Raw genomic sequence first — 16,439 nt, 5'->3', positions numbered from 1 at the left:
GATGCCGACTTAAGGGCTTATTTTTCTCGATTGCGCCGGAAGGCCAACGATAACCGAGGCAAGAAAGCCGATGTATCGCGCCATCAAGATTTTGCTTTTGACCTTATGCCTGGCCATGCCGGCTTTTGCGACCGTGCTCAAAGCGCAGGAAGATATTCACCCGCTTATCGATGCGCTTGGCGTCGGCGATTTCCCTGAGCGCGAAGCCGCGATCAAGGCACTGGTCGCCTCCAAGGATCCGCGTGTCGGCGAGATCCTCAAGCTGCTGAGCGACGGCCAGCTTTACGTGAATTCTGAGACCGGCGGTCCGGTGCTGGTGCAGGGCGGCACCGAGGACGAGCCGACCTATGCCGACCCGATTTCCGGCGAGGTCGTTTCCGACGTCGATCCCGACTACATGTCCAAGGTCAAGATCAACAATTCGCTGCGCACGGTGATTGCCACCGTCACGAGCCAGCTGACGCTCCTGAGCCCGGATCGTGGCGCGCGGCTTGCTGCAGCCCAAGGACTGCTCAAGGACGCCGATCCGGCAAATCTCGATTTGCTCACTTCGGCGCTGGCCGAGGAGAAGGACGCCGAGGTCAAGAATGCGATGGAAGCGGCGCGCGCCGTCATGGTGCTGAAGAGCGATGTCAGCGCCGAAGAGAAGAAGGCCGCGATCGATACGGTCGCTGCGCGCGGCGGACGCGATGCGCTGACCATCCTGAATTCGGCGATGGCGACAGCGCCTGAGGAGCTGAGGGGGGCGATCCAGACCCATATCAACGCGATCAACCGCAGCCTGGCGATTTGGGATGTCGGGCAGAACGTCTGGTACGGGCTGTCGCTCGGCTCGGTGCTGCTGCTCGCCGCGATCGGCCTTGCCATCACCTTCGGCGTCATGGGCGTCATCAACATGGCGCATGGCGAAATGGTGATGATCGGCGCTTACACGACCTACGTCGTGCAGGAGTACATCAGCTCCGCATTTCCTGAACTTGGAAACTACTCGCTGGCTTTCTCCGTGCCGGTGGCCTTCGTCTTCACCGGCTTTGTCGGTCTTGTCATCGAGCGCGTCGTCATCCGCTATCTCTATGGCCGGCCGCTGGAAACGCTGCTTGCCACCTGGGGTGTGTCGCTGATCCTGCAGCAGGCGGTTCGCACGATCTTCGGACCGACGAACCGTGAGGTGCGCAATCCGAGCTGGATGTCCGGGGCGTTCGAGCTGGGCGGGCTCTCGATCACCTGGAACCGCCTCTGGATCATCGTCTTCTCGATGGCCGTATTCTTCGCGCTGCTCGTTCTCCTGAAGCGCTCCGCCTTCGGTCTGCAGATGCGCGCGGTCACGCAGAACCGCCGCATGGCCTCGTCAATGGGTATCCGCACCGGCTGGGTCGATGCATTCACCTTCGCGCTCGGCTCCGGCATTGCCGGTATCGCGGGCGTCGCGCTCAGCCAGATCGACAACGTGTCGCCGAACCTTGGCCAGAGCTACATCATCGACAGCTTCATGGTCGTGGTCTTCGGTGGGGTCGGCAATCTCTGGGGCACGCTCGTCGGCGCGCTGTCGCTTGGCGTGCTCAACAAGTTCCTCGAGCCTTTCGCCGGCGCCGTGCTCGGCAAGATCCTGGTGCTGGTTCTCATCATTCTCTTCATCCAGAAGCGTCCGCGTGGGCTCTTCGCACTCAAAGGAAGGGCGGTGGAAGCATGATTACGGCCTTCCTGCTCCGGTCTCTCGACCGCAAGATCATTGCTGCGATCGTCATTCTGCTTGCCGTCGCCGTGCTGGTGCCGGTGCTCAACCTGATGACTGCGCCGACCAACCCGCTGCATATCCCGACCTACATCATGGCGCTGTTCGGTAAGTATCTGACCTATGCGCTGCTGGCGCTGGCGCTTGATCTTGTCTGGGGCTTCTGCGGCATTCTCTCGCTCGGCCACGGCGCCTTCTTCGCGCTCGGCGGCTATGCGATGGGCATGTATCTGATGCGCCAGATCGGCTCGCGCGGCGTTTATGGCGACCCGATCCTGCCTGACTTCATGGTGTTCCTGAACTGGAAGGAACTGCCGTGGTTCTGGTACGGCTTTGACAAGTTCTGGTTCGCGGCGCTGATGGTTCTTTTGGTGCCGGGACTACTGGCCTTCGTGTTCGGCTGGTTCGCCTTCCGCTCACGCGTCAACGGCGTCTACCTCTCGATCATCACGCAGGCGATGACCTACGCGCTGCTGCTCGCCTTCTTCCGTAACGACATGGGCTTCGGCGGCAACAACGGCATGACCGACTTCAAGGAAATCCTCGGCTTCAGCGTGCAGGCGGATGGCACACGTGCTGCGCTGTTTGCCGCGACCGCCATCTTCCTTGCCCTGTCGCTCATGATTGCCTCCGCTATCGTCCGCTCGAAGTTCGGCAAGGTGCTGGTTGGCGTGCGTGATGCGGAAAGCCGCACGCGCTTCCTCGGCTATCGTGTCGAACATTTCAAGCTCTTCACCTTCGTGGTCTCCGCGATGATGGCGGGCATTGCCGGGGCGCTCTACGTGCCGCAGGTCGGCATCATCAACCCAGGCGAATTTGCGCCGGCCAACTCCATCGAAGTGGTCATCTGGACGGCGGTTGGCGGACGCTCGACGCTGATCGGGCCGATCATCGGCGCCATTCTGGTCAACGGCGGCAAGACGATATTCACGGGTCTCTTCCCAGAATTCTGGCTGTTCGCGCTCGGCGGTCTGTTCGTCCTCGTCACGCTGTTCCTGCCGAAGGGGATCGTCGGGACCATCGGCCAGTATTTCACGCGCCGCAAGCCGAAGACGGAGGCGCCGCCGCCCGCCCTTCAGGAAGAGGGCGTCGATGCAAAAATCCAGCCGGCGGAGTGAGCGATCATGATCCCTGACGTCAAACCAAACAGCGTTCTCTATCTCAACAACGTCTCGGTTTCCTTCGACGGCTTCAAGGCGTTGAACTCGCTCTCGATCGTCATCGAGCCCGGCGAACTTCGAGCCATCATCGGCCCCAACGGCGCGGGCAAGACGACGATGATGGACATCATCACCGGCAAGACGCGACCGGATGAAGGCGAAGTGTTCTTCAACGGGCAGACCGATCTCACCAAGCTCGACGAAGCCGACATCGCGCAGCTCGGGATCGGCCGCAAGTTTCAGAAGCCGACGGTTTTCGAAAGCCATACGGTCTGGGACAACCTCGAACTCGCCTTGAACCGCAAGCGCGATGTCTTCTCGACGCTGTTCTACCGGCTCTCCACGGAAGACAGGGGGCGCATCGAGGAAATCCTTGAGACGGTGCGGCTGACGCATCGGCGCGACGAACTCGCGGCCAACCTCTCGCATGGCCAGAAGCAGTGGCTGGAGATCGGCATGCTTCTGGCACAGGAGCCGAAGCTGCTGCTGGTCGATGAGCCGGTCGCCGGTATGACGGACGCGGAAACCGCGGAAACGGCGATCCTGCTCAAGGAGATCGCCAAGACCCGCTCGGTGGTCGTCGTCGAGCACGACATGGGCTTCATCCGCGATCTCGGAGTCAAGGTGACCTGCCTTGCCGAAGGTTCGGTGCTGGCCGAGGGATCTATCGATTTCGTGAGCTCCGATCCGAAGGTGATCGAGAACTATCTGGGGCGGTGAGGGATGGGCGGCGTCGAGTTCATGATACCCCCCTCTGTCCTGCCGGACATCTCCCCCTCAAGGGGGGAGATCGGCTGGGCGCACCCGCCCGCTCCAACTTTAATTGTCTGGCCTAGGTCTGACCACGAGTCGATCTCCCCCCGTGAGGGGGAGATGCCCGGTAGGGCAGAGGGGGTAACGCCTCCGCAAACATGAACGGAGTTGCCCTATGCTGACAGTCGAAAATGCAAACCTTCACTATGGCGCGGCACAGGCGCTGCGCGGCATTTCCATCAAGGCGGAAATGGGCAAGATCACTTGCGTGCTGGGGCGTAACGGCGTGGGCAAGAGTTCCCTTCTCCGCGCCGTTACCGGCCAGCATCCCTTGTCGGGGGGAACGGTGACGTTCAACGACACCAGGCTCAACGGCCTGCCGCCCTATGCACGCGCCAAGCAGGGCATCGGCTATGTGCCGCAGGGGCGCGAGATCTTTCCCTTGCTGACGGTCAAGGAAAATCTCGAGACCGGCTTTGCGCCACTCTCACGCGGTAGCAAGAATATTCCCGATGATATCTTCAGCCTGTTTCCTGTGCTGCAGACCATGCTTGGACGTCGCGGCGGCGACCTTTCCGGCGGACAACAGCAGCAGCTGGCGATCGGTCGGGCAATGGTGACGCGACCGAAGATCCTCGTGCTCGACGAGCCGACCGAAGGCATCCAGCCGTCGATCATCAAGGATATCGGCCGAGCAATCCGGTATCTGCGCGACAGTACCGGGATGGCAATCCTGCTGGTCGAGCAGTACCTCGATTTCTGCCGCGAACTTGCGGACTACGTCTACATCATGGATCGCGGCGAAATCGTGCACGAGGGTCTTGCGGAAACGCTGGATACGCCGGAAGCGCGTCGTCATCTGACCGTCTGATCCGGCGGCTATCTCTTGGGCAGATGCTGTTTTTCTCGGCAGTTTCCGAGCGGGCTCGTTGGCGCGGGTCCGATAGCCGATAGCGTCTCCGCACGGCACGGGAATTGCTTGCTTTCTGCAAGTTAGTGACTTCAATGAAAACGGCCGGAACCAACCGGCGGTGCATTGGGAAGGGACGGAATGACGAACGCGGCGGCAGCCACGAGACCGCAGAGAGCCGAGGGGCGCGGGCATCTGGCTGCGAAGACGCTCGACGGGCGCACGCGCCTGCAAGAGCTCTATCAGGAGGGAGCGGCCAAGATCCGGCTTCCGGATACGTTCGATTCCTCCATGGAGGCCGTCATCATCAATACGGCAGGCGGGCTCACCGGCGGCGACCGGATGAACTGGAGCGTCGCGGCGGCGCCCGGTGCCCGCATCGACGTAACCACGCAGGCCTGTGAGAAGATCTACAAGGCATCGGCTGGAACGGCCGAGGTCACCACCAGCATTACCGTCGGCGCAGGCGCGCGGGTGGACTGGCTGCCGCAGGAAACCATTCTCTTCGATCGTTCGTCACTGTTTCGTCGGCTCGACGTCGATCTCGATGACGATGCCGAATTCCTGGCGGTCGAGGCCATCCTGCTTGGCCGCAAGGCGATGGGGGAGGTGGTGGATACCGGCCTCTTTCGCGACCGCTGGCGCATCCGCAAGGCTGGCAGGCTCTGCCATGCCGAGGATCTGCAGCTTGAGGGCAATGTCGCATCGCTTGCCGGTGTTGATGCCGTACTCGGCGGCAAGGTTGCTTTTGCGACGCTGCTCTATGTCGGGCCGCGGGCTGAAGCCTACCTTGGCGCGGTACGACCGTTGCTCGAGGGGCATATGGGCGGCGCCAGCAGCTGGGCCGGCAAGCTCGTCGTGCGTCTTTCGGCCTCCGATGGTTTTGCGCTCAGAAAAATTCTCATCCCGATCATTTCGACCTTGCGCAATGGAGCGCCGGTACCGAAAGTCTGGAATCTCTAGTTCAAGCAGATGGATGCACGATGAACCTCACACCGAGAGAAAAAGACAAGCTGTTGATTTCGATGGCGGCGATGGTCGCGCGGCGGCGGCTGGAGCGGGGCGTCAAGCTCAACTATCCGGAGGCGATCGCGCTGATTTCCGATTTCGTCGTCGAAGGCGCTCGTGATGGGCGTCCGGTGGCGGAGCTGATGGAGGCGGGAGCCCATGTCATCGGTCGTGACCAGGTGATGGAGGGCATCGCCGAGATGATCCACGACGTGCAGGTCGAAGCGACTTTCCCTGACGGCACAAAGCTTGTGACCGTCCACGAGCCGATCCGCTGAGGTCCCGATGCTGGAGCTGCGCCCCAATTGCGAATGCTGCGACAAGGATTTGCCGCCTGACAGTTCAGAAGCGATGATCTGCACCTTCGAGTGCACGTTCTGCGCCGATTGTGTCGCGGATGTCCTCGGCGGCGTCTGCCCGAACTGCGGCGGCGAACTCGTGCGCCGCCCTGTGCGTCCGGCTGCCAAGCTTACCAAATACCCCGCGTCGACAAAGCGTGTTCTGAAGGCCGAGGGCTGCGCGCCCATCAAGGCCGCGTGAGGAGAAGATCATGATCCCAGGAGAAATCATTGCCGCAAGCGGCGACATCGAGCTGAACGTCGGCGCGCCGACGATAACGCTCGACGTCTCGAACACCGGCGATCGCCCGGTGCAGGTCGGCAGCCACTATCATTTCGCGGAAACGAACGCCGGTCTGTCGTTCGACCGGGACAAGGCGCAGGGCATGCGGCTCGACATCCCGGCTGGAACAGCCGTCCGCTTCGAGCCAGGCCAGACGCGTTCGGTGACCCTCATTCCGCTTTCCGGCAAGCGCGAGGTCTATGGCTTCCGCCAGCTCGTCATGGGCAAGCTCTGAGGGATCGGGGAGGAAACGATGCGCACGAGCTTGTATCTCCTGGTGGCCGGTATCGGCACGTTCATCGCCTTCGGCGCCAGGGCGGAAGATGTGGATTGCAATAATCCGGTCACGCAGACCGACATGACAGCTTGCGAGCAGGAGCGTCAGGAAACCGCCGACAAGGCATTGAACGTGCAATACAAGATCACCCGCGCGGCGCTTGCTGCGGTCGACAAGGACCTCGAGGGCGACATGCGCGGCGCCGAAGAGGCGCTGGTGAAGGCGCAACGCGCCTGGGTGAATTTTCGCGATGCGGAGTGCGAGGCGGCCGGCTTCCAGGCGCGCGGCGGCACGATGGAACCGATGCTCGTTGCCGGCTGCATTGCGGAGCTGACGGACGAGCGCACCAAGCAGCTCAAGGAACTCGCAGAGACGATGGGCAACTGACGTGACTGACAGGATCATGATCGTCGGCAACGGAGAGATCGGCGCGAAAGCGGCGGCCGCTGTGGCGGATGCCTCTTTCGTTATCCGCTTTAACGAATGCCGGTCCTATGAGGCAAGCCCGGGCCGCACCGATGTCGTCGCGGTCTGCAATACCGGCCGGCCGGGCAAGGCGATGGTCGCGTCGCAGGCGTGGCGCGAGCATCCAGGCGTGCGTGAAGCTGCGGCGATTTGGAGCGTGCGCGATCCCCGGAAGTTTGCCGAGCTGAAAGCGCCGCTCGCCGTATCGCATCCCGAACTCGACGATTTCTGCGACGACTACACGAGTCAATTCAATGCGTTCTGTGCGGATGCTGGCAAGACGCATGTGGTCGTTGACAAAGCGATTCATGAGGCCGTGGACGCTGCACTCGCTGCCTATCACCCGGCGCCCTACGTCGTGCCGAGCAGCGGCATGATCGTTATTGCTGAAGTGATGAACAGATTTCCCGAGGCGGCCATCGATCTTGCGGGCTTCGGCCATGCGGGGTGGGAATGGCATCCCTTCGCTGCCGAGCGGCAGCTTGTCGATCTTTATGTCGCCGAGGGCCGCGTTACGCGGCTGCCGGCGAACGCATCCGTTTCTTCCTCCCAAGGAGCCTGACATATGCCTTACAAGATTTCCCGCGCCGCCTATGCCGGCATGTTCGGCCCGACCACCGGTGACAAGGTACGCCTTGCCGATACGGAGCTCTTCATCGAGATCGAGAAGGACTTCACGACCTACGGCGAAGAGGTGAAGTTCGGTGGCGGCAAGGTGATCCGCGACGGCATGGGGCAGAGCCAGGTAACGCGCGCCAACGGTGCCGTCGATACCGTCATCACCAATGCGGTCGTGATCGACCACTCCGGCATCTACAAGGCGGATATCGGCCTGAAGAGCGGGCGCATCGCGGCGATCGGCAAGGCGGGCAATCCGGACACGCAGCCGGGCGTCAACATCATCGTCGGCCCGGGCACCGAGGCAATTGCTGGCGAGGGCAAGATCGTCACGGCCGGCGGCATGGACAGCCACATCCACTTCATCTGCCCGCAGCAGATCGAGGAAGCACTGATGAGCGGTCTGACCTGCATGCTCGGCGGCGGCACGGGGCCGGCGCATGGCACGCTGGCAACGACCTGCACGCCCGGCCCCTGGCACATCGCCCGCATGATCGAGGCAGCAGATGCGTTTCCGATGAACCTTGCCTTCGCCGGCAAGGGCAATGCCTCACTGCCGGGCGCGCTCGAGGAAATGGTCCTTGCGGGTGCCACGTCGCTGAAGCTGCACGAGGACTGGGGCACGACGCCGGGCGCGATCGATTGCTGCCTGACCGTTGCCGATGAGTATGATGTGCAGGTGATGATCCACACAGATACGCTGAACGAAAGCGGCTTCGTGGAAGACACGATCGGCGCGCTTAAGGGGCGCACGATCCACGCCTTCCACACGGAAGGAGCCGGCGGCGGCCACGCGCCCGATATCATCAAGATCTGCGGCCAGTCGAACGTCATTCCGTCGTCCACCAATCCGACGCGGCCCTATACGGTCAACACGATCGCCGAGCATCTCGACATGCTGATGGTCTGCCATCACCTGTCGCCGTCGATCCCCGAAGACATTGCGTTCGCGGAAAGCCGTATCCGCAAGGAGACGATCGCGGCGGAAGACATTCTGCACGACATCGGCGCCTTCTCGATCATTTCCTCCGACAGCCAGGCGATGGGCCGTGTCGGCGAGGTTGCGATCCGCACCTGGCAGACAGCCGACAAGATGAAGCGCCAGCGTGGCCGGCTTAAGGAAGAGACCGGCGAGAATGACAACTTCCGTGTTCGCCGCTATATCGCCAAGTACACGATCAATCCGGCGATCGCCCACGGCCTCAGCCACGAAATCGGCTCGATCGAAGTCGGCAAGCGCGCCGACCTCGTGATCTGGAACCCGGCCTTCTTTGGCGTGAAGCCCGACATGGTGTTGCTTGGCGGTTCGATCGCGGCAGCGCCCATGGGCGACCCGAACGCGTCGATCCCGACGCCGCAGCCGGTGCACTACCGTCCGATGTTCGCCTCTTACGGCAAGAGCCTGACGAACAGCTCCGTGACCTTCGTCAGCCAGGCCTCGCTCGATGCCGGCCTGAAGGGCAAGCTTGGTGTCGCCAAGGATCTGCTTGCGGTCAGGAACACGCGTGGCGGCATCTCCAAGGCGTCGATGGTCCACAACAACCTGACGCCTCACATCGAGGTCGATCCGGAGACCTACGAGGTGCGCGCCGACGGCGAGTTGCTGACGTGCGAACCGGCGACGGTACTGCCGATGACACAGCGCTATTTCCTGTTCTGAACGCGATCGAAGACCGGTGCGTTTGCGCCGGTCTTCTCACCTGAAATATTAAGTCCGATTTCCACCGTTTGTTTGCCTGCCCGTCGAGTGCGCCACAATGAGGCGGAACGTCCGCTATGATACATGCCCATCGACGGCCCACGGAAATCGGAATGAAAATCAATGTGTTGGTTTTTTCAGTTTTTTCTTTGATTCAACCCTGAAATCGTAGCGTTTTTGGGCATTTCCCTACGCCCTTTCAATTTACCAAATTCATTCGAATCTTAACAATTCACTTAAGAACCCGGCAGGAATTGGCCTCTATCCAATGTGCTTGGCGCTGGGCAAAAAGGTCGATTCGGATGAAAATTTCTCTCCAGGCAGAGCTTGGCGATTTTCAGAATCGCGGCACGATTTACACGTTCGCTCTCAAGATGAGCTTTCTCGCGGTGACGCTGTCGTCGGCCGTCATCGTTCTTGTTCTGCCGGTTGTCGGCTGGCTGGGGCTGTTGCCGATTCCGCTCGCGCACGCCCTGCTTTACGGTGTCGTGTTTTCCTGGCTGATCGGCGGTCTGGTTTCCGGCAGCCTCGCGCTTCTGGCCGGACACGCCATGCATCAGCTCAGCGTTTCGCGGGCAGAATTCGAACGGCTCAGCCGGACGGATATGCTGTCAGGGCTCCTCAATCGGCGGGCTTTCACGGAGGCGCTGAGCTGCGCTGACGAGGGGGCGTGTCTCGCGATCTTCGACGTCGATCGGTTCAAGGCGATCAACGATCGTTTCGGCCATGCATGCGGCGATGCCGTTATCGTTGCGGTTTCCGCCACGCTCGCCACTTCTTTCGGCGGCAGCTCGGTCGCGGCCCGTCTCGGGGGCGAGGAGTTCGGCGTCATCGTGGCCGGCAGCAAGCGAGACGAGCGTATTGCCCGGGTCCGCCTGGTCTGCGCCGAACTTGCGGAACATCCCGTGTGCGCCGAGGGCTGCTCGATCGGCATTACTGTCTCCGCCGGCATCGCTGAATTCGCGCCCGGTCGCAGCAAGGAGGCCGTCTATTCCTCCGCCGACAAGGCGCTTTATCTCGCCAAGGCGCTTGGGCGCAACCGCGTGGTTCACGAGGAGGATGGATTGCAGAGCCGCTTTCGGCATCTGGCCGAAAAGGCGGCCCCTGAACCCGATTATCCTACGGCAAAGAACGCAGGATAGTCAGGCGCTTCCGCACTTTGCCGCTTGCATCGCAAGGGGGTATTTTGCATGGTCACAGTCTCAATGAAAATGGACATGTCATGCAGCGCGTTACCTCCTATCTTCCCGCCGGCACGCCTTCCTCGAACCCAACAGGCAAGGTCGTTCTGCCACATGATCTGAGGCATTTGCGCAGGAAACTCCTGCATCTCGACAATGGCGATATGGTCATGCTCGACTTGAAGGAGCCGGTGCTTTTTGCGAATGGCGACATGCTTGTGCTCGAGGACGGCGAACTGATCGAGATCGTCGCGGCCGATGAAAAGCTTTTCGAGATCAAGCCGAAGGATCGGCTGCATCTCATCGAACTCGCCTGGCATCTCGGCAATCGGCACCTCGGCGCACAGATCGAGGACGACCGTATCCTGATCCTTCGCGATCATGTGATCCGTTCGATGCTGGAAGGGCTCGGAGCTACGGTCAACGAAGTGACGGAACCGTTCCAGCCCGTCCGTGGCGCCTATCATTCCCATGGCAGCCATTCGCACGGCCACGATCATGGCCATCACCATCATTCCCACGACTGAGATGACCGAGAATACTGATCTTCAGGCCCTGCTGCGTCTTATGGCATGGCTTTCGCCCGCCTTTCCCGTCGGCTCCTTCGCCTATTCGGGCGGGCTGGAGCGCGCGGTGGAAGATGGTCTTGTTCGCGACGTTGCCTCGCTCAGGGACTGGGTCTCGACGCTTATTGCGCGTGGGACTGTTTGGAACGACATCGTATTGCTGGCAGCGGCGCATCGCGCTTACGCCGATGCCGAAGCGCTGGGATCGGTCTGCGAACTGGGCGAGGCGCTTGCCGGCTCTCGCGAACGCTACCAGGAGACGACGTTGCTGGGAGATGCGTTCCTGACGTCCGCGCGTGCCTGGCCGGATCCTGTTTTCGATCGTTTGCCGCGCAGCGTGGTCTATCCGATCGCGGTCGGAGCGGTGGCCGGCGCGCATGGTGTCTCCCTTGAACAGGTGATCGCTGCCTTCGTGCATGCCTATCTCTCGCAGGCTGTGTCGGCGGGGATACGCCTCGGCGTTGCCGGGCAGAAGGATGGCGTGGCGGTACTTGCGGGGCTCGAGGCTGATATCGCAGCACTTGCCGCGCGTGGAGCCGTCGCTTCGCTCGACGACCTGGGCTCAGCGACCATTCAGGCCGATATCATGTCGCTGCGCCATGAGACGCAGCAGACGCGACTCTTCCGGTCGTGACATCGGCCTTGGCCATACGTCATTTGCAGGTGGTCGCTCCGCGGACGCCGCGCTATCATCGATCCCGATTGGAGTTTTCAGCATGAAATCAGGAAATGGACCTTTGCGGGTCGGTATCGGCGGCCCTGTCGGCTCCGGCAAGACGGCGCTGACCGAGAAGCTTTGCAAGGCGATGCGCGACGACTACTCGGTCGCCGTTGTTACCAACGACATCTACACGACCGAGGATGCCGAAGCGCTTATGCGGATGCAGGCGCTTCCATCCGAGCGGATCGTCGGCGTCGAGACGGGCGGTTGCCCGCATACGGCAATCCGCGAGGATGCGACGATCAACCTGCAGGCCATTGCTGGCCTCAGCGAGCGCATCCCCGACCTTGACGTGGTCTTCATCGAATCCGGCGGCGATAACCTAGCGGCGACCTTCTCTCCGGATCTTGCCGATATCACCATCTATGTGATCTCCGTCTGCCAGGGCGAAGAAATCCCGCGCAAGGGTGGCCCTGGTATCACCAAGTCGGACCTGCTCGTCATCAATAAGAAGGACCTTGCGCCCCACGTCGGTGCCGATCTCGAGGTGATGGACCGCGACGCGACGCGCATGCGCCAGGATCGCCCCTTTGTCTTCTCCGATATGAAGCGGGGCGATGGCATCGGTTCGATCGTCAGTTTCCTGAAAGAGCATGGCGGTCTCTGACCGCCGCGCTAGATCTGCTGCAGCATGTCCATGTTGCTGATTGCGATCGAGCGTCCGCTGACGGTGACGCCGGCGGTCCTCAGCGCTGAGAAGGCGCGTGATAGCGCCTCGGGCGCGAGGCCAAGCTTGCGAGCCAGCAGGCTCTTCTGGAACGGAAGCCGCAAGGACGCAGTACCGCCATTCGGCGTGCAGTGCGTCAGCAGATAGCTTGCGACGCGCTGCGGCGCCGTCTGCATCCGGTCGCTGGCGAGGCAGTCCATTGTCGACAGCAAGTGTTGCGACAGACTGCGCACGATGGCGATGCCGATGCGCGGCTGATCTTCCAGCAGTTCGCGAACTTTCTCAAGATTGAACCGCGCGAGAATCGCGGGTTCCATCACCTGGGCGCTGTAATTGTAGTCACAGCCGTCCAGAATGAGACATTCGCCGAAACTGTCGCCGGGCTCGCAGATGCGGATATCCGCTTCACGGCCATCGCTTCCGGGCCGGTAAAGGCGGACATAGCCGCTCAGCACGCTGTAGAAGTAGTCCGCCGTGTCACCGTCATGGAAGAGGATGTCCTGGGGTTGGCAACGGACGGCCGTCGCGCACGCAAGCAGTGCCTCCCGTTCGTTCCGGCTCAGGCTCGACACGATCAGGGCTTTGCCAAGCGTCGCTTTCTGCGCGTTGCTCAGTTTCAAGGCCGTAGTCATCTCTTTCTCCGTTGATGGTCATACAGGCGAACTCCGCCTGCAACCTCAGACTAGCCGAAGACGAGAATTTACAGCTTGATATGGATCAATTTCTCGAAGGAAGAGAAAAGCCGGGGCGATGCCCCGGCTTAAACGCTACTCTGCAGCAAAGGGCGGCAGGCGGACGACATTGCCGCCCGACTTGCCGTGCTTTTCAGGTTTCTCGATCGCATCGATGCGCTCGCCGAGCGTGTTGACCGCGTCGGTCAGCTCTTCACGAGACAGCGCCAATTCCTCCTGATCCTTCTTGCCGACGAGGCGGCCGAACATCCAGCCGAGCAGGCGGGACAGATCGTCCATGATCAGGAAGAAGGAGGGGACGACCACGAGCGACAGCACCGTCGAGACGATGATGCCGCCAATGACCGCGATGGCCATCGGTGCGCGGAACGAGCCGCCTTCGCCGACGCCCATTGCCGAAGGCAGCATGCCAGCCGACATGGCGATCGAGGTCATGATGATCGGGCGGGCGCGCTTGCGGCCGGCCTCCACCATGGCTTCGACCCGTGCCATGCCGCGATGGCGCATCTCGATTGCGAAGTCCACGAGCAGGATCGCGTTCTTCGTGACGATACCCATCAGCATCAGGATGCCGATCAGAACAGGCATCGACAGCGGATTGTTGGTGACCAGCAGGCCAACCGCGACGCCGCCGATTGCCAGCGGCAACGAGAACAGAATGGTGAAGGGCTGGATCACGTCCTTGAAGAGCAGGATCAGCACCGTCAGCACCAGCATCAGGCCCATCAACATGGCGTTGACGAAGCTCTGCTGCATTTCCTTCTGCACCTTGGTGTCGCCGCTTTCGACGAGGTGGACCGTCGACGGAATCTTGGCATCGGCCACGATTGCCCGGAAGCGGGCAGAGGCGGTATCGAGCGCGACGCCCTGCGGCAGGTCTGATCCGATCGCAACAACGCGGTTGCGGTTGTTACGCTTGATCGAGCTTACACCTTCCGAATAGTCGATGTCGGCGACCGTCGACAGGGGAACGGTGCCGCCGCTTGCGGTCTGGATCTTCAGAGCCCTGAGAGCCGCAAGGTCCCGGCGCATGTCGACGGAGGCTTGAACCCGGATCGGGATCTGGCGGTCGTCGAGGTTGATCTTGGCCAGCGACGCATCGATATCACCAATCGTCGCAACGCGGATCGTCTCGGAGATCTGCTGCGGCGTGATGCCGAGGCGAGCGGCCTGATCCTTGCGCGGGCGGACCTGCAATTCCGGACGGGGCAGGGCGCCATCGGCACTGACGTTGGCCAGTGCGGGATCTGCACGCAGTTTCGATTCAAGAATACCAACCGCGTCGCTCAGATCCTTCTCGTTCTTCGAGAGGAAGTTGAACGACAGGTCGCGTTCACCACGGTCGTTAAGCTTCAGGATGCGGACGTCGGGGATATGGCGGAGCTTGGCGAAGACTTCCTTTTCGATATCCCACTGCGGGCGCACGCGGCCATGAAGCTCAACCTTCGGCAGATGCGGGCCGATGACCGGGATCGAGCCCAGTACGTCATTGACGAGCTTTTTCACCAGCGACTGGTCAAGCTTCTGCAGGGCGAGCGTGACGGTCGCGCGGCGCAGTTCGAGATCACCCTTCGGCGAGGCACCGCCCAGCACGAAGACGCTTTCAACGCCGTTGATGTCCTTGACGTTCCTGTAGACCTCGTCGGTCGTTGCCTCCGTGTCGTCGAGCGTCGCGTTCGGCGGCAGTTCGACTGACAGAACGATGCGGGATGCATCTTCCGGCGGCAGGAAGCTCCCGGGAACCTGCGCCAGCAGCGCCATCGAGCCGATGAGGAAAGCGATTGCCGCGATCAGCGTCGCGTAGCGTGTCCACCAGCGGCTGGTCGTTGCCTTCACAAGGCGGGTGTAGCCACCGAAGAACCAGCCGTCATTGTCGTGGTGGTCCTCCATGCCGTCTTCGGCACGCATCAGATAGGCGGCCATCATCGGCGTGATGAGACGGGCCACCATCAACGAGAAGAAGACGGAGAAGGCGACGGTCAATCCGAACTGGATGAAGTACTGGCCGGGGATACCCGGCATGAACGACACCGGCACGAAGACCGCGATGATCGTGAAGGTCGTCGCGATGACGGCGAGGCCGATTTCGTCGGCAGCCTCGATCGCGGCGCGATAGGGCGTCTTGCCCATCTTGATATGACGGGCAATGTTCTCGATTTCAACGATCGCATCGTCGACGAGGATACCTGTCGCCAGCGTCAGAGCAAGGAAGCTGACGAGGTTCAGCGAGAAGCCCATCAGATCCATGATCCAGAATGTCGGGATCGCGGAAAGGGGGAGGGCGACTGCGGAAATAAGGGTGGCGCGCCAATTGCGCAGGAACAGGAAGACGACGACGATCGCCAGCAGCGCGCCTTCAAGCAGCGTGTGCATGGCGGCTTCATAGTTGCCGTATGTGAAATAGACGGAATCGTCGATGAGCTCGATGTTGACGTTCGGGTTTTCTGCCCGGACGGTTGCGAGGCTCTTCGAGACCGTTTCGGCAACGCTGACTTCGCTAGCGCCCTTGGCGCGGAAGACGCCGAAGGTGACGACCGGGGCGGCATTGAAGCGCGAGAAGGACTTCGGCTCTTCGTAGGTGTCCTTGATGGCGCCGAGATCGGAAACCTTGACGAAGCGGCCGTTGGGGAGCGCGATCGTCGTATTGGCAAGCTCTGCTACGTTGCGGGCGTCACCGAGAACACGGATCGCCTGCTCGTTGCCGGCCACCTGGCCGCGGCCGGAGCCGAGGTCGACGTTGGTGCCGCGCAGCTGCTGGTTCACGCTGGCGGCGGTGATGCCATAGGCGTTGAGCTTGTCGGGATTGAGTTCGATGCGCACTTCGCGCTCGGCGCCGCCGTAGCGGTCGACGCGGCCGATGCCGGCCTGGCCCTGAAGCGAGCGCTTGACGGTATCGTCCACGAACCAGGAGAGCTCTTCCAGCGACATGTCGGGCGAGGACACGGCAAAGGTCTGGATTGCCTGGCCTTCGACGTCGATCTTGGAGACGATCGGAACGTCGACGTTCGCCGGCAGATCGCCGCGGATACGGTCGATGGCGTCCTTGGTGTCCTGCACCGCCTGTTCGGTCGGCACTTCCATGCGGAACATGACGACCGTCTGCGACTGGCCGTCGGTTACCGTCGATTGGATTTCATCGATACCGTTGATGCTGGCGACAGCATCTTCGATTTCCTTCGTCACCTGCATTTCGAGTTCGGCAGGGGAGGCGCCGCTCTGCGTCACGACGACCGAAACGAGCGGAACGTCGATATTCGGAAAGCGGGTGATCGGCAGCTTGTTGAAGGCCTGAATGCCCACGAAAAGCAGAAGTGCGAAGGCCAGAAGCGGCGCGACGGGATTTCGGATTGACCAGGCTGAAAAGTTCAT

General features: G+C 61.6%; 17 protein-coding genes. 15 read left to right on the top strand and 2 right to left on the bottom strand.

Annotated elements, in window-relative coordinates; all coding sequences use genetic code 11:
• Window positions 1-70: 70 nt before the first annotated feature.
• The 15 genes from urtB (at window position 71) to ureG (ending at window position 12,318) form a co-directional block, all read left to right on the top strand.
• On the top strand, window positions 71-1,690 hold the full coding sequence (gene urtB, locus FZ934_RS11360) for an urea ABC transporter permease subunit UrtB (RefSeq protein WP_153271154.1): 1,620 nt from the start codon (window positions 71-73) through the stop codon (window positions 1,688-1,690).
• Entirely contained in the window at window positions 1,687-2,850 is a 1,164-nt protein-coding gene (gene urtC, locus FZ934_RS11355) for an urea ABC transporter permease subunit UrtC (RefSeq protein WP_153271153.1), read from the top strand. Before urtB ends, urtC begins: the two co-directional genes overlap by 4 nt.
• 6 nt (window positions 2,851-2,856) lie before the next feature.
• A complete protein-coding gene (gene urtD / locus FZ934_RS11350) occupies window positions 2,857-3,612 on the top strand; it encodes an urea ABC transporter ATP-binding protein UrtD (protein ID WP_153271152.1) in 756 nt (251 codons plus the stop codon).
• 208 nt (window positions 3,613-3,820) lie between these two features.
• On the top strand, window positions 3,821-4,516 hold the full coding sequence (gene urtE, locus FZ934_RS11345) for an urea ABC transporter ATP-binding subunit UrtE (protein WP_153271151.1): 696 nt from the start codon (window positions 3,821-3,823) through the stop codon (window positions 4,514-4,516).
• A gap of 180 nt (window positions 4,517-4,696) precedes the next feature.
• Window positions 4,697-5,518, top strand: coding sequence for an urease accessory protein UreD (locus FZ934_RS11340; protein ID WP_153271150.1), 822 nt, complete (start codon window positions 4,697-4,699; stop codon window positions 5,516-5,518).
• 20 nt (window positions 5,519-5,538) lie between these two features.
• The gene (locus tag FZ934_RS11335) at window positions 5,539-5,841 is read left to right on the top strand and encodes an urease subunit gamma (RefSeq protein WP_003561955.1); all 303 of its coding nucleotides are present in this window, start codon (window positions 5,539-5,541) and stop codon (window positions 5,839-5,841) included.
• Between the two features lie 7 nt (window positions 5,842-5,848).
• Window positions 5,849-6,103 carry a DUF1272 domain-containing protein gene (locus tag FZ934_RS11330; RefSeq protein WP_153271149.1) on the top strand — a complete coding sequence of 85 codons (255 nt, stop codon included), beginning with the start codon at window positions 5,849-5,851 and terminating at the stop codon, window positions 6,101-6,103.
• Between the two features lie 10 nt (window positions 6,104-6,113).
• A complete protein-coding gene (locus FZ934_RS11325) occupies window positions 6,114-6,419 on the top strand; it encodes an urease subunit beta (protein WP_056812021.1) in 306 nt (101 codons plus the stop codon).
• An 18-nt stretch (window positions 6,420-6,437) separates the two neighbouring features.
• A complete protein-coding gene (locus FZ934_RS11320; protein ID WP_153271148.1) occupies window positions 6,438-6,848 on the top strand; it encodes a lysozyme inhibitor LprI family protein in 411 nt (136 codons plus the stop codon).
• Window positions 6,849-6,864: 16 nt separating this feature from the next.
• Window positions 6,865-7,488: a Urease operon accessory protein gene (locus tag FZ934_RS11315; RefSeq protein ID WP_153272432.1), complete on the top strand. Its 624-nt coding sequence runs from the start codon at window positions 6,865-6,867 to the stop codon at window positions 7,486-7,488.
• A 3-nt stretch (window positions 7,489-7,491) separates the two neighbouring features.
• Window positions 7,492-9,204 (top strand): urease subunit alpha, encoded by a 1,713-nt coding sequence (ureC, locus tag FZ934_RS11310; protein ID WP_153271147.1) that lies wholly within the window; start codon window positions 7,492-7,494, stop codon window positions 9,202-9,204.
• A 341-nt stretch (window positions 9,205-9,545) separates the two neighbouring features.
• A complete protein-coding gene (locus FZ934_RS11305) occupies window positions 9,546-10,385 on the top strand; it encodes a GGDEF domain-containing protein (protein ID WP_153271146.1) in 840 nt (279 codons plus the stop codon).
• A gap of 80 nt (window positions 10,386-10,465) precedes the next feature.
• Window positions 10,466-10,951, top strand: a complete 486-nt coding sequence (gene ureE / locus FZ934_RS11300; RefSeq protein ID WP_153271145.1) for an urease accessory protein UreE — start codon at window positions 10,466-10,468, stop codon at window positions 10,949-10,951.
• A gap of 1 nt (window position 10,952) precedes the next feature.
• Window positions 10,953-11,624 carry an urease accessory protein UreF gene (locus FZ934_RS11295; RefSeq protein ID WP_153272431.1) on the top strand — a complete coding sequence of 224 codons (672 nt, stop codon included), beginning with the start codon at window positions 10,953-10,955 and terminating at the stop codon, window positions 11,622-11,624.
• A gap of 82 nt (window positions 11,625-11,706) precedes the next feature.
• Window positions 11,707-12,318: an urease accessory protein UreG gene (gene ureG, locus FZ934_RS11290; RefSeq protein ID WP_113360522.1), complete on the top strand. Its 612-nt coding sequence runs from the start codon at window positions 11,707-11,709 to the stop codon at window positions 12,316-12,318.
• A gap of 8 nt (window positions 12,319-12,326) precedes the next feature.
• Here the strand turns inward: ureG and FZ934_RS11285 are convergent, their stop codons facing one another.
• Window positions 12,327-13,010 (bottom strand): Crp/Fnr family transcriptional regulator, encoded by a 684-nt coding sequence (locus tag FZ934_RS11285; RefSeq protein WP_153271144.1) that lies wholly within the window; start codon window positions 13,008-13,010, stop codon window positions 12,327-12,329.
• Window positions 13,011-13,145: 135 nt separating this feature from the next.
• Entirely contained in the window at window positions 13,146-16,439 is a 3,294-nt protein-coding gene (locus tag FZ934_RS11280; RefSeq protein ID WP_153271143.1) for an efflux RND transporter permease subunit, read from the bottom strand.

The organism is Rhizobium grahamii (assembly GCF_009498215.1).
Classification (GTDB): domain Bacteria; phylum Pseudomonadota; class Alphaproteobacteria; order Rhizobiales; family Rhizobiaceae; genus Rhizobium; species Rhizobium grahamii_A.
This window is presented reverse-complemented; position numbering and strand designations above follow the sequence as displayed.